11 protein-coding genes and 1 pseudogene are annotated in these 12,833 nt (G+C 69.8%); 8 read left to right on the forward strand and 4 right to left on the reverse strand.

Going from position 1 to position 12,833, the window contains the following annotated elements:
- Positions 1-51: 51 nt before the first annotated feature.
- The gene (locus K9S39_RS14000) at positions 52-1,503 is read right to left on the reverse strand and encodes a gamma-aminobutyraldehyde dehydrogenase (RefSeq protein ID WP_248863675.1); all 1,452 of its coding nucleotides are present in this window, start codon (positions 1,501-1,503) and stop codon (positions 52-54) included.
- Positions 1,504-1,673: 170 nt separating this feature from the next.
- Here K9S39_RS14000 and K9S39_RS14005 point away from each other — a divergent pair, with 170 nt between their 5' ends.
- The 8 genes and pseudogenes from K9S39_RS14005 to K9S39_RS14040 all read left to right on the forward strand — a co-directional run.
- Positions 1,674-2,168 (forward strand): Lrp/AsnC family transcriptional regulator, encoded by a 495-nt coding sequence (locus tag K9S39_RS14005; protein ID WP_406707930.1) that lies wholly within the window; start codon positions 1,674-1,676, stop codon positions 2,166-2,168.
- Between the two features lie 2 nt (positions 2,169-2,170).
- Complete coding sequence (locus K9S39_RS14010; protein WP_248863676.1) at positions 2,171-3,550, forward strand: aspartate aminotransferase family protein; 1,380 nt, start codon at positions 2,171-2,173, stop codon at positions 3,548-3,550.
- Positions 3,551-3,767: 217 nt separating this feature from the next.
- Positions 3,768-4,508: an ABC transporter ATP-binding protein gene (locus K9S39_RS14015; protein WP_248863677.1), complete on the forward strand. Its 741-nt coding sequence runs from the start codon at positions 3,768-3,770 to the stop codon at positions 4,506-4,508.
- Complete coding sequence (locus K9S39_RS14020) at positions 4,490-5,647, forward strand: hypothetical protein (protein WP_248863678.1); 1,158 nt, start codon at positions 4,490-4,492, stop codon at positions 5,645-5,647. The genes K9S39_RS14015 and K9S39_RS14020 overlap by 19 nt, the downstream gene beginning before the upstream one ends.
- A 176-nt stretch (positions 5,648-5,823) precedes the next feature.
- Positions 5,824-6,039 carry a helix-turn-helix domain-containing protein gene (locus K9S39_RS14025; RefSeq protein ID WP_248863679.1) on the forward strand — a complete coding sequence of 72 codons (216 nt, stop codon included), beginning with the start codon at positions 5,824-5,826 and terminating at the stop codon, positions 6,037-6,039.
- Position 6,040: 1 nt separating this feature from the next.
- Positions 6,041-7,195 (forward strand): LOG family protein, encoded by a 1,155-nt coding sequence (locus K9S39_RS14030; protein ID WP_248863680.1) that lies wholly within the window; start codon positions 6,041-6,043, stop codon positions 7,193-7,195.
- Positions 7,196-7,359: 164 nt separating this feature from the next.
- Positions 7,360-8,409, forward strand: a complete 1,050-nt coding sequence (locus tag K9S39_RS14035) for a DMT family protein (protein WP_248863681.1) — start codon at positions 7,360-7,362, stop codon at positions 8,407-8,409.
- A gap of 192 nt (positions 8,410-8,601) precedes the next feature.
- Positions 8,602-8,826, forward strand: a pseudogene (locus K9S39_RS14040) (response regulator transcription factor); the annotation flags it as partial.
- Between the two features lie 57 nt (positions 8,827-8,883).
- Here the strand turns inward: K9S39_RS14040 and K9S39_RS14045 are convergent.
- Genes K9S39_RS14045 through K9S39_RS14055 form a run of 3 tightly spaced genes read right to left on the reverse strand, consistent with a single transcriptional unit; the run spans position 8,884 to position 12,746 of the window.
- On the reverse strand, positions 8,884-9,972 hold the full coding sequence (locus tag K9S39_RS14045; protein WP_248863682.1) for an ABC transporter ATP-binding protein: 1,089 nt from the start codon (positions 9,970-9,972) through the stop codon (positions 8,884-8,886).
- Complete coding sequence (locus K9S39_RS14050) at positions 9,973-11,628, reverse strand: ABC transporter permease (protein ID WP_248863683.1); 1,656 nt, start codon at positions 11,626-11,628, stop codon at positions 9,973-9,975. It lies immediately after the preceding gene.
- 38 nt (positions 11,629-11,666) lie between these two features.
- Positions 11,667-12,746, reverse strand: coding sequence for a thiamine ABC transporter substrate-binding protein (locus tag K9S39_RS14055; protein ID WP_406707931.1), 1,080 nt, complete (start codon positions 12,744-12,746; stop codon positions 11,667-11,669).
- Between the last annotated feature and the right edge of the window lie 87 nt (positions 12,747-12,833).

Consider the following 12,833-nt stretch of genomic DNA (forward strand, 5'->3'; position numbering starts at 1 on the left):
GGTGTGTCGAGCGGCCTGCGCACCCTCGACGGCGTGGAGCCGCCGGCTCGGCTAGTCCAGCGAGGTCATCACATGCTTGATACGGGTGTAGTCGTCGAAGCCGTAGGCCGAAAGGTCCTTGCCGTAGCCGGACTTCTTGAATCCGCCGTGCGGCATCTCGGCGACCAGCGGGATGTGGGTGTTGATCCAGACGCAGCCGAAGTCGAGGCTCTTGGACATCCGCATGGCGCGGGCGTGGTCCTTCGTCCACACCGAGGACGCCAGGGCGTACTCGACGCCGTTGGCCCACGCCACCGCCTGCTTCTCGTCGGTGAAGGACTGGACGGTGATGACCGGGCCGAAGACCTCGCGCTGGATGATCTCGTCGTCCTGCTTGAGGCCCGAGACGACGGTCGGGGCGAAGAAGTAGCCCTTCTCACCGATCTGTTCGCCGCCCGCCTCGATCTTGGCGTGCGCGGGCAGTCGCTCGATGAAGCCCTTGACCTGCTGGAGCTGGTTGGCGTTGTTCAGCGGGCCGTACAGCACGTCCTCGGCGTCGACGGCACCGGTCTTGGTCTCCGAGGCGGCCTTGGCCAGCGCGGCGACGAAGTCGTCGTGGATGGATTCGTGGACGAGCACCCGGGTGGCGGCCGTACAGTCCTGGCCGGCGTTGAAGTAGCCGGCGACGGTGATGTCCTCGACGGCCTTGGCGATGTCGGTGTCCTCGAAGACGACGACCGGCGCCTTGCCGCCGAGCTCCAGGTGGACCCGCTTGAGGTCCCTGGACGCGGACTCGGCGACCTGCATACCGGCACGGACCGAGCCGGTGATCGAGGCCATCGCCGGGACCGGGTGCTCGACCATCAGCCGGCCGGTCTCGCGGTCGCCGCAGACGACGTTGAACACGCCGCGGGGGTGGCCCAGTTCGTCCAGCACGCTGCCGATGATGTCGGCGATCAGCACCGTGGAGGCGGGGGTGGTGTCGGACGGCTTGATGACGACGGTGTTGCCCGCGGCCAGCGCCGGCGCGAACTTCCACACCGCCATCATCATCGGGTAGTTCCAGGGCGCGACCTGCGCGCAGACGCCGACCGGCTCACGCCGGACGATGGACGTGAAGCCGTCCATGTACTCGCCGGCCGAGCGGCCCTCCAGCATCCGGGCGGCACCCGCGAAGAAGCGGATCTGGTCCACCATCGGCGGGATTTCCTCGTCGCGTACGAGCGCGATGGGCTTGCCGCAGTTCTCGGACTCGGCGGCGATCAGCTCCTCGGCCCGCTCCTCGAAGCGGTCGGCGATCTTGAGCAGGACCTTCTGGCGCTCGGCCGGGATCAGGTCACGCCATGCGGGGAAGGCGGCCTCGGCGGCAGCCATCGCCGCGTCGATGTCGGCGGCGCCCGAGAGAGGCGCGGTGGCGTACGCCTCACCCGTCGACGGGTTGACCACCTCCGTGGTCCGCCCGTCGGCGGCGTCCCGGAACTCCCCGTCGATGTAGTTGCGCAGACGACGCAGTGCGGTGGTCACTGTGCGCCCCCTTCAGTCAGATGTCCGGTGGTTGAGACACCCACCCTAGCCATGAAGCCGACGTTTTCAACACACCCACCAGCCATGAACAACGGAATCAGTGAAATTCTGATCTCCAAACGACTGATTTCATTGATTTGAGGTTGCCATACTGCCGAGGCTCGTGCACAGTGAGGGACGTGGCGCCTCCTCGAAACAGTCATGACAGAACCGGCACTCCGTCGATCGACTCCGTCTCCCTGGCGATCATCGAGCAGCTCCAGGAGGACGGACGCCGTCCGTACGCCGCGATCGGCAAGGCCGTGGGCCTGTCCGAGGCGGCGGTACGCCAACGCGTACAGAAACTGCTCGACCAAGGCGTGATGCAGATCGTCGCGGTCACCGACCCCCTCACGGTCGGTTTCCGGCGACAGGCAATGGTCGGCATCAACGTCGAGGGCGACCTCGATCCCGTGGCCGACGCCCTGACGACCATGGAAGAGGTCGAGTACGTCGTCATGACGGCGGGCTCCTTCGATCTCATCATCGAGATCGTCTGCGAGGACGACGATCACCTCCTGGAAATGATCAACAAGCGGATCCGCACCCTGCCCGGCGTCCGCTCCACCGAGAGCTTCGTTTACCTCAAGCTCCGGAAGCAGACCTACACCTGGGGAACGAGATAGACATGAGCGCCGACGCCGCCTCTCGAACCAACACACACAAGACGGCATACGACCACCTGTGGATGCACTTCACCCGCATGTCGTCGTACGAGAACGCCCCCGTGCCCACCATCGTGCGCGGCGAGGGCACCAACATCTACGACGACAAGGGCAAGCGCTACATCGACGGCCTCGCCGGCCTCTTCGTGGTCAACGCCGGCCACGGCCGGGTCGAGCTCGCCGAGACCGCCTACAGGCAGGCCCAGGAGCTCGCCTTCTTCCCGGTGTGGTCCTACGCCCACCCCAAGGCCGTGGAGCTCGCCGAGCGGCTGGCCCACCACGCCCCGGGTGATCTGAACAAGGTCTTCTTCACCACCGGCGGCGGCGAGGCCGTCGAGACCGCCTGGAAGCTCGCCAAGCAGTACTTCAAGCTCACCGGCAAGCCCACCAAGTACAAGGTGATATCGCGTGCGGTGGCCTACCACGGCACACCGCAGGGCGCCCTGTCCATCACCGGTCTGCCCGGCCTCAAGGCCCCCTTCGAGCCGCTGGTCCCCGGCGCGCACAAGGTGCCGAACACCAACATCTACCGTGCGCCGATCTTCGGTGACGACCCCGAGGCGTTCGGCCGCTGGGCCGCCGACCAGATCGAACAGCAGATCCTCTTCGAGGGCCCGGACACCGTCGCCGCCGTCTTCCTGGAGCCGGTGCAGAACGCCGGTGGCTGCTTCCCGCCGCCCCCCGGCTACTTCCAGCGGGTCCGCGAGATCTGCGACCAGTACGACGTCCTGCTCGTCTCCGACGAGGTCATCTGCGCCTTCGGCCGCCTCGGCACGATGTTCGCCTGCGACAAGTTCGGCTACGTCCCGGACATGATCACCTGTGCCAAGGGCATGACCTCGGGCTACTCCCCGATCGGTGCCTGCGTCATCTCCGACCGCCTGGCCGAGCCGTTCTACAAGGGCGAGAACACCTTCCTGCACGGCTACACCTTCGGTGGCCACCCGGTCTCCGCGGCCGTCGGCATCGCCAACCTCGACATCTTCGAGCGTGAGGGCCTCAACCAGCACGTCCTCGACAACGAGGGCAACTTCTTCAAGACCCTGCGGAAGCTGCACGACCTCCCGATCGTCGGCGACGTCCGCGGCAACGGCTTCTTCTACGGCATCGAGCTCGTGAAGGACAAGGTCACCAAGGAGTCCTTCACCGACGAGGAGACCGAGCGGGTCCTCTACGGCTTCCTCTCCAAGGCGCTGTACGACAACGGTCTCTACTGCCGCGCCGACGACCGCGGCGACCCGGTGATCCAGCTCGCCCCGCCGCTGATCGCCGACCAGCCGGTCTTCGACGAGATCGAGCAGATCCTGCGCGGCGTCCTCACCGAGGCATGGACCAAGCTCTGACCCTCGCCCCACCTCCTCCTTCGGCAGGGCACAACTACATAGCCAGCGGCCCAGATTTCACTCACTTCAATCCATACGAGTGAATCTGGGCCGATGTGCGTGCCCACCGGTGAACACGGGGGGCAACCACTTCTTACCGTGCTAGTGACCGATACCCTGCATGGTCGTTCACCCGGCCAGGGGAACGAGTCGACGCGAACGAGCAAGAGGTGCGCAGATGGTGGCCCCGCCTGACAACGACGTTCTCTGGGCTCGCGGCCTGCACCACACGTACGGCTGCACCACCGCCCTCACCGGCGTCTCCCTCGGCGTCCGCGAGGGCGAGATCCTCGCCGTCACCGGCCCACGCGGCAGCGGCAAGACCACCCTCCTCACATGCCTGTCCGGTCAACTCACCCCGACCGAGGGCGAGGTCTGGTTCAACAGCTCACCCGTCCACACCCTCTCCTCTCCCAGCCGCGAACGGCTGCGTCTGGACCGGTTCGGCTGGATCGACACCGAACCGCGGCTCGTCCCCGAGCTCACCGCCTGGGAGAACACCGCTCTCCCGCTCCTGCTGCGCGGCACCGGCCAACGCCTCGCCAAACACACCGCGATGGAATGGCTGGACCGCCTCGACGTCGGCATGTGCGCCCGACGCCGCCCCGCCCAGCTCGACCAGTCGCAGCGCCAGCGCATCGCCGTGGCCCGCGCGCTCGCCGCCGACCCCGAGGTCCTCTTCGCGGACGAACCGACCGCCCCGCTGCACCTCGCCGACGGCACACACGTCCTGCGCACCCTCACCACCGCGGCCCGCTCGCACCAGATCACCGTGGTCCTGGCGACCCACGACCCCGAGATCGCCACGCTCGCCGACCGGACCATCACCCTCGTCGACGGCCGTCGGTCGGGCGCCGCCCCGACCACCGACGACTCCCCCGACGCGGAAAGCAGGGCAGCGTGCTCGCTCTCCGTCTAGCCCGCGGTGCTCACCCCCTTGTCCTGCTGCGCCGGCTCGGCGTCACCGCCGCGGCAGCCGGCACCGGCTTCCTCCTGCTGTCCACGCTCGGCCACGCCGCCGGCCACCCGGAGTTGACCGGCGATTCCCTGATGCGCCTGCTGTGGTGCGCCGCCCCGCTCGCCGCCACCGCACAGTTCGCCGTCTCGGTGGCCCGTACGGACCCCGCGGCCCGCCTCCAGCGGGGCATGAACTCGGCCGGCCTGGGCCCGGTCCGGCTCACCCTGCTCGCCGCGGTGTCCACCGCGCTGTCCTGCGTCCTCGGCGTCCTCCTCGCCCTGATCGTGTTCCTCCGGCTGCGCGGCGACCTCGGCGGCGCCCCCTCCGGCCTCATCGACGGCGACCTCCTCGGCGCCGGCCACCCTCTGCCGTTCGTAGGGGCTCTCATCCTCCTGTCGATCGTGCCGGTCACCGCCGCCGCGGCAACCGCCGTGGCTCTGCGCCCCCGCGACGAGGCCCCCTCCCCCGAGACCGAGGCCCGTCCCAGGACCGCCCCTCCGCTGGGCCTCCCGTGGGGAATGGCGCTGACGGCGGCGGGCCTGGCGACCGAGGCATACGCCAGCCCCGGCTCCCCCGACGGGCTGCTGCCGCTGCCCGGCCGGCTGATCGCCAGCCCCCCGGGCGTGGTGGTCGGCTGGGCGCTCTCCGCCTCCGGCCTCGTCCTCGCCGGCCCGGGGTTGGTGTATCTGTGCGGCTGGCTCCTGTGCGCGGGGCGGCCCGGCGCGCTGCGCCTGCTGTCCGGCCGCGTGCTCCAGGAGGAGTCACGCCGTATCGGCCGCCCGCTCGGCGTCCTGTGCGCGGTGGCCTCCGGCACCTACGCCGCGGTGAATATGTACGAAGCCGCTCCCTCCCCTCCCTTCGGGCCTCTGACCGCCATCGGAGCTGCGGTCGTCCTCGCGTGTGCCGGTGCCAGCGCGCTCACCGCGGCGGTGGAGTCCCGCGCAGCCCGCGCCCACACCACGGCCGCCCTGCGCCGGCTCGGTGCCTCCGCCTCCGTCCTCTATCGCGCCGCGGCCCTGCGCGGCGCGGTTCTTCTGGTCGTGTTGGGGCCCTTGACCTGGGCCATCGCGGGAATGGCGGCTGTTCCGTTGGTGCAGTGAGCGGGGTGGGCCTGGTGGGGCCGTGTCACGGGGGATCGGACAGAGGGCGTGGGGACGGGGCGGGACGTGAGAGCAGCGGCCGGGGCGACGACCGCTCGGCGGGCGAGGGCGGTGACCTCCACCTCTGTTCGCCAGTCCGGCTGGGCCAGTGACTTATCGGCCTGAACCAGAGCTCCGTGAGCCGGCCGGCCTCCCGGCTGGAAGCGTCCGGCCTCACCCGCCGTGACCTGTGCCCCAAGGACCGCCGCGGCGTCTGCAGCGTGATCACCGACGAGGGGCGTGATGTGCCGGACAAGGCGCGCCCGACCCACGACCGCGCACTCCACGCCGCGCTCGACGCGGCGGCCGCGGACGGACACCTCGGCCCTCTGGTGGAGTCACTGCGCGCCTAACATGACGTGCGTGCAGCCGAATTCAGAGACCCCAGCGTCCCGCCGTGCCCGCAGCCACGACTACGAGATCGAGTCCCTTGAGGAGTTCGACCGGGTCGCCGCCTCGGGCGGTCTCGCCGGATACCGCGTGCAGTCGCTCGATCTGACGGCCCGTACGTTCACACTGCTCGGCACGGACACCGCCGACTCCGTGTTCCTCGGCTGCGAGATGGAGCCCGACGCCGCCGCGAAGGTGCGTGCCGGCGGCGCCCTGGTCTTTCCGCCCATACCCGACCTGCCGTTCGATCCGTACCGCGGCGGCCTGCACGGACCCGACGAACTCTTCGAGGGGCTGGTCGACTCCGGCTACGAAGCCACACCGGACGGCCGCACGTACCGCTGGTATCAGGAGACCAGAACGGACGGCGACATCTTCACCTCGATGCTGCGAAGCATCCACGATGATGCCCTCTCGGACGCCCTGGACGAACATGTCGCCGGTGCTCAGGTGGTGGGCATCATGGGCGGGCACGCGCTGGAACGGGGCTCCGCGGCCTACGCGGGCGCGGCCCGGCTCGGCCGTCGGCTCACCCGCGACGGCCTGACCGTCGCCACCGGTGGCGGACCGGGCGCGATGGAGGCCGCGAACCTCGGGGCGTACGCCGCTCCGTTCGACGACGTCATGCTCGACTCGGCGCTGGAACTCCTCGCCAAGGCCCCGCACTTCACTCCCTCGATCACGGACTGGGCGCGGGCCGCCTTCGACGTCCGCCGGAGCTGGCCGGGCGCCGGTGCCTCGATCGGCATCCCCACCTGGTTCTACGGTCATGAGCCACCGAACGCCTTCGCGTCCCATATCGCGAAGTTCTTCGTCAACGCGGTGCGCGAGGACGGCCTGCTGGCGCGCTCGAATGCCGGTGTGGTGTTCCTGCCGGGTGCCGCCGGGACCGTACAAGAGATCTTCGACACCGCGACGCCGAACTACTACCGGTCACGGGGCGAGCCGGCCCCCATGGTGCTGGTGAACCGGGAGCACTGGACCGAGAAGCTGCCTGCCTGGCCGCTCCTCCGGGCTCTCGCCGCGGACCGCCCCATGGCGCCCCGGATCGCCTTGGTGGACTCGGTGGAGGACGTCCCGGAGGTGCTGGCCGGCCTCGCGGCCGGGGCGGAGTCCTGACGGATCCGGCCGCGGCCGGGTGCTCCGCCGCCGCTCCGTCACCGAGCTCCTCGGGCGTCCGGATTATCTGCCCGCCTGCCCGAGGCAACTTCCGTCCCGAAATGTGCGTCTGCCAGGCCAGGTAATGCCCAGGTCATGCAGACAGTGCGCGAACGGAGCTCGTGGTGATCATCGGCCTTCTGACGGCTGTGGCGGCGTCGGCCTGCTACGGGACGGGTTCGGTCCTGCAGGCGGTGGGTTCACGCAAGTCGGCCCGCCGGGAGGCTGCCGCGGCTTCCGGGACGGGGGTCACCCAGCACGGCGGCCCCAGCCTGGCCTCCACCGCCAAGGCTGCCGTGACCTGGGAGTTCATGGTTGGCACGGTGCTGGACTTCATAGGGTTCGGGCTCGGCGCGCTGGCCGCGAGGCTGCTGCCGCTGTTCCTTTCCCAGACTGTGATCAGCGCCAACCTCGTGATCACGGCCGTGCTGAGCATCAAGCTCCTCGGCATCCGGCTCACCCGGCCGGAGTGGGCCTCCATCGCCGTGGTCTGTTCGGCGTTGGTGCTGCTGGCCACGGCCGCGGGACCGGAAGGCGGCGGCGATGCGTCGGCCACCACCCACTGGTGGCTGCTGGCCGCCTCCATCGCCCTCATCGGCGGCGGCACACTGATCGTGCGCCTGCTCGGCGGACGGGCCGCGATCCTCGCCGGGCTGCTCTCCGGCTTGGGCTTCGGCGCACTCGGCGTAGGCGTACGCGTGCTCAACGGTGTCGATCCGTTCAACCTGCCTGTCCTCCTCTCCGACCCCGCCCTCTACGCGATCCTCGTCGCCGGCATCGGCGGAATGTACCTCCACACCGTCGCCCTGCAGATCGGTTCTGTGAACGGGGCCACGGCGGCTCTCGTGGTGGGCGAGACCGTGGTCCCGGGCATTCTCGGGGTGCTGTGGCTGGGTGACTCCTCCCGTCCGGGATTCGCTTGGGTCGCCATTCTCGGCTTCGTGGTGGCAGTGGCCGGGGCCGTCGCGGTTGCTTGGTACGGCGAGCCGGATCCACACCCGGGCTCGGCGACCGGGGACGACGCGGCGTCGCAGGGCACGTCCCGGCCGACGGACGGCGCACCGTCGGCCGGTGGTCCGGTCTCGGCCGACGGCCCGACGGTGGCTTTGCCGACCGGCCACGGGCCCTCCGACCAGCCCGCTCACCCGCTGGCCGGCAACCGCGCCAGCTCCTGACAGGAAGGGTCCCAGCCCCACTCCGCCCGGCCCCAGGCCCGCCCCTTCTCCCCCATCGTTCGCGCGCCTACCGGGTCGGTGAGCATGGCGGTGAGCCGGTACGCGGGCTGCGCCCGTCGACCACATGGCCCGTCTACGACGGCGGGATCGGGAACGTAGGGCTGCGGTGGACAGCAGCAGGTGGGCCGAGCGCTCGACGACCGTGACCACGAGGTCCTCGTCCGGATCGCCCAGGGGCTGTCCGATGCGGAGATCGCCGCCCGGCTGTCGACCACCGATCACACCGTCAAGACGCATATCAACCGGCTCTTCACGAAGATGGGGCTCCGTGACCGGGCCCAGGCGGTGATCCTCGCCTACGAGCCGGGCCTCGTCGTCCCGCAAGGCAAGCGACCGAACTCCCTCCCCCGCGCATAGGAGCGAACGACGTCCCATCAGGAGCGTTGCACGGCACAGCAGTCACATTCCGCGCCCTTATTCCGGCGTGGTGTCCAACACCACGACGTCCTCCGCGGCGAAGTGGATGCCCACCTTCTGTCCGGTCTCCGGAGCGTCCGGCAGCGCGCAGGAGGCCTCCATCTGCGGTCCGACGGTCGGCCGGAGCAGCAGTGCGACATGGGAACCGCGGAACGTCCGGGCCGTGACCGTGCAGGGCAGGCCCTCCGGGGCAGGCGTCAGCCGGACCCCGGCCGGTCGGACGAGCAGGCGGCACGGCCCGTCCGGAGTGCCTTCGGGGACCGGCACCTTGCCCCAAGGAGTGACCGCGGCGTCGCCCTGCACCGTCGCCTCCACCACATTGTCGAAGCCCAGGAACCGGGCGACGAATTCGGTGGCCGGCCGCTGCCACACCTCCAATGGGGTGCCCGTCTGCGCGATCCGGCCGTCCTGCATCACCACGACCCGGTCTGCGAGCGCGAACGCCTCGCCCTGATCGTGCGTGACGGCCAGTACGGTCATGCCCAACTCACGGAAGAGCCGCCGCAGTTCGACAACGAGGCGTTCGCGCAGCCCCCGGTCGAGCTGACCGAGCGGCTCGTCCAGCATCAGCAGCCGGGGGCGCGGGGCGAGCGCACGGGCCAGCGCGACCCGTTGCTGCTCCCCACCGGACAGCGAGGCCACAGCGCGCCGCTGCGCACCCGGCAGCCCGACGAGTTCCAGCAGTTCGGCGACCGTTCGGTCCTGGTCGGCGCGCGAGCTGCCGCGCATCCGCAGCCCGAAGGCGACGTTGCCCGCGACATCACGCTGCGGGAAAAGCTGATGGTCCTGGAACATCAGCCCGATGCCGCGCCGGTGAGTCGGCACCTTCGACTGATCCTGTCCCTCCAGCAACACCCGCCCCGCAACGGCCCGTTGGAGCCCCGCCACCACCCGCAGCAATGTGGACTTACCGCTGCCGCTCGGCCCCAGGACACACACGATTTCGTGCGCGGCGACATCCAGATCCACCGCGTCGAGCGCGGGGCGCCCACCGGACGCGTCGAAGCGGACGGTCACCCCGCCCAGTCGCAGCAGTTCCCGCGCCGTGGTCTCGGCCTGTGCCGTGGTCTCGGCCTGTGCCGTCATCTAGAACTCCCCGTGATGGTCGGTGCGAATGCGCTCCAGGGCCAGCAGGGCACCGGCGCAGACCACCATCAAAATGACCGAAAGCGCCATCGCCTGCCCGTAGTTGAGCTCGCCGGCTCGCCCCAGGAGCCGCGCCACGGCCACCGGCAGCGTGGGATGGTCCGGCCGTGCGATGAAGACCGTCGCGCCGAACTCACCGAGCGACACGGCGAAGGCGAAGCCGGCCGCGATCAGCACGGCCCGCCGCACGATCGGCAGATCCACCTCGCGCCACACCCGCCACGGCGAGGCGCCCAGCACCGCGGCCGCCTCGCGCAGCCGCCCGTCCACCGCACGAAGGACGGGCAGCATCGTCCGGACCACGAACGGCACACCCACCAGCGCCTGGGCGAGGGGCACCAGCCACCACGAGGAGCGCAGGTCCAGCGGTGGTGTGTCGAGGGTGATCAGAAAGCCGAAGCCGACGGTCACCGCGGAGACCCCGAGGGGCAGCATCAGCAGCGCGTCGAAGCCACGGACGAGCCGGCCGGCCATGGGGGTCCCCCCGGCCGGGCGCGTTCGCAGGGTGAGGGCGGCCGCCGCCAACCCGCCCACGACCAGCGCGATCACCGTCGCCGCCGCCCCGTAGGCGAGAGAGTTCCACAAAGCATCGAGCGGTGCGACGGTGAAAGTGCTGTCGGCGGAGGCAACGGACCGCAACGTGTCGTAGAACGTCAGCCCGTAGCCGTCCGGCCCGGCGAACGACCGCTCCACAAGCACAATCAGCGGCACAACGAGCAGAATGGCGATGACGGTGAGCGTTCCCCACAGCAGCGCCCACTGGCCGCGACCGCGCGGGCGGCGCGCGGTCTGCGAAGCGTCCACGAGGCGGAGAGCGGATTCCCGTCGACGCACCGTCCATGCGTGCAGCGCCAGCAGTGTCAGCACCGCAGCGAATTGGATCATCGTGAGCACGGCGGCCGTCGGCAGATCCAGGAAGTCCGCGGTCTGCCGGTAGATCTCCACCTCCAGCGTCGAGAAGGTGGGCCCGCCCAGAATCTGCACCGTCCCGAAGGAGGTGAAAGTGAAGAGAAAGACCATCAGAGCGGCGGCCGCGACGGCCGGCCCGAGCGCGGGCAGCGTCACCCGCCGCCACGCCGCGAACCGTCCGGCGCCCAGCACTCGCGCCGCCTCTTCCTGACGCGGGTCGAGCTGCCCCCACAGGCCGCCGACGGTCCGTACGACCACCGCGTAGTTGAAGAAGACGTGTGCCAGCAGAATCGCCCACACCGAGGTGTCCAGGCGTACGCCCCAGAGGTCGTCGAGCAGCCCGCCGCGCCCGACCAGCGCCAGAAAGGCCGAACCGACAACGACGGTGGGCAGCACGAACGGCACCGTCACCACCGCCCGCAGCAGCTGTTTGCCGGGGAAGTCGAAGCGCGCGAAGACATACGCTCCGGGCAGCGCGATCAGCAGGGTCAGCGCGGTCGAGGCGGCTGCCTGCCAGACGGTGAACCACAGCACATGCAGCACGTCCGGATCGCTCATCACCTCACCGATCCGGCCGAGCCGCCACTGTCCGCCGTCCTTCAGCCCCCGGCCGACGATCGCGACGACCGGATAGGCGAAGAACAGCGCGAAGAAGGCGAGCGGCAGGGCCATCAGGCCGAGCCGCACCGCCGTTCCTCGTGTGGGCCTCCCGCCCGGAGCACGGGCTACTTCAGAACGAGCGAGGACCACTGCTTGATCCACTGTTCACGGTTCTTGGTGATCGTCTCCGGGGCCACGGTCGCCGGCTTCTCGATCGTCACGCCGTACTTGGTGAACAGCTCCGGCAGCTTGGCGTCCTCGCGCGCCGGGTTGACGAACATCCGCAGCGGCGCGTCCTCCTGGAACTTCTTGGACAGCAGGAAGTCCAGCAGCGCCTTGCCGCCCTTCTCGTTCTTCGCGCCCTTCAGCAGACCGCCGAACTCGATCTGCCGGAAGCAGGTGCCGGTGGCGACGCCGGTCGGTGCCTCCTTGGGCTCCGGCTTCTTGCCGAGGACCTCGGCGGGCGGGCTGGAGGCGTAGGAGACCACCAGCGGCTTGTCGCCCTTGCCCTTACCGCCGGCGGAGCCCGAGAACCGCTCGTAGTACGCCTGCTCCCAGTCGTCGACGACCTCGACGCCGTTGGCCTTGAGCTTCTTCCAATAGCCCTGCCAGCCGGATTCGCCATATGTGGCGATGGTGCCCAGCTGGAAACCGAGACCCGGAGAGGAGGTCGCGGAATTCTCCGTGACGAGCAGGCCCTTGTACGCGGGCTTGATCAGATCGTCGAAGGTCTTCGGCGGCGCGATCTTGCGCTTGGCGAAGTAGGCGCGGTCGTAGTTGACACAGATGTCGCCGTAGTCGAGCGGTGTGACGCGGTGTTCGTCCTTGTCGAGCTGCAGCGCGGCCGGGACGCGGTCCAGGCCCTTGGCCTCGTACGGGCTGAAGATGCCCTCCTTCAGACCGCGCGAGAGCAGGGTGTTGTCGATGCCGAAGAACACATCACCCTGCGGGTTGCTCTTCGACAGGATCGCCTGGTTGACGGCCTTGCCCGCGTCCCCGCCCCTGAGCACCTTCACCTTGTAGCCGCTCTCCTTCTCGAAGGCGGCCAGCACCGACTTGGAGGCGCCGAAGGAATCGTGACTGACGAGCGTGACGGTCTTGGCGTCCTCGCTCCCGCTGCCGCCCGAGCCGCCGCACGCGGCGAGCGCGGTCATACCGACCGCGGCGGCGAGCCCTGTCGCGGTGATCCTTATGGTGGTGCTCACTGATTTCCTCCTGGCTGGCCAGGAAGAGACGCGGCCCCGCCCGGCAAGGCCGCTCCCGACGTCGTGCGACGTACGCGAACGGCCCTG

The organism is Streptomyces halobius (assembly GCF_023277745.1).
Lineage (GTDB): Bacteria > Actinomycetota > Actinomycetes > Streptomycetales > Streptomycetaceae > Streptomyces > Streptomyces halobius.

Bases quoted from the DNA above. Each gene is read 5' to 3' on its own strand.
- K9S39_RS14030 (WP_248863680.1), top strand. From the start codon at position 6,041: ATGACGTGCGTGCAGCCGAATTCAGAGACCCCAGCGTCCCGCCGTGCC.
- K9S39_RS14045 (WP_248863682.1), bottom strand. From the start codon at position 9,972: ATGACGGCACAGGCCGAGACCACGGCACAGGCCGAGACCACGGCGCGG.
- K9S39_RS14015 (WP_248863677.1), top strand. From the start codon at position 3,768: ATGGTGGCCCCGCCTGACAACGACGTTCTCTGGGCTCGCGGCCTGCAC.
- K9S39_RS14010 (WP_248863676.1), top strand. From the start codon at position 2,171: ATGAGCGCCGACGCCGCCTCTCGAACCAACACACACAAGACGGCATAC.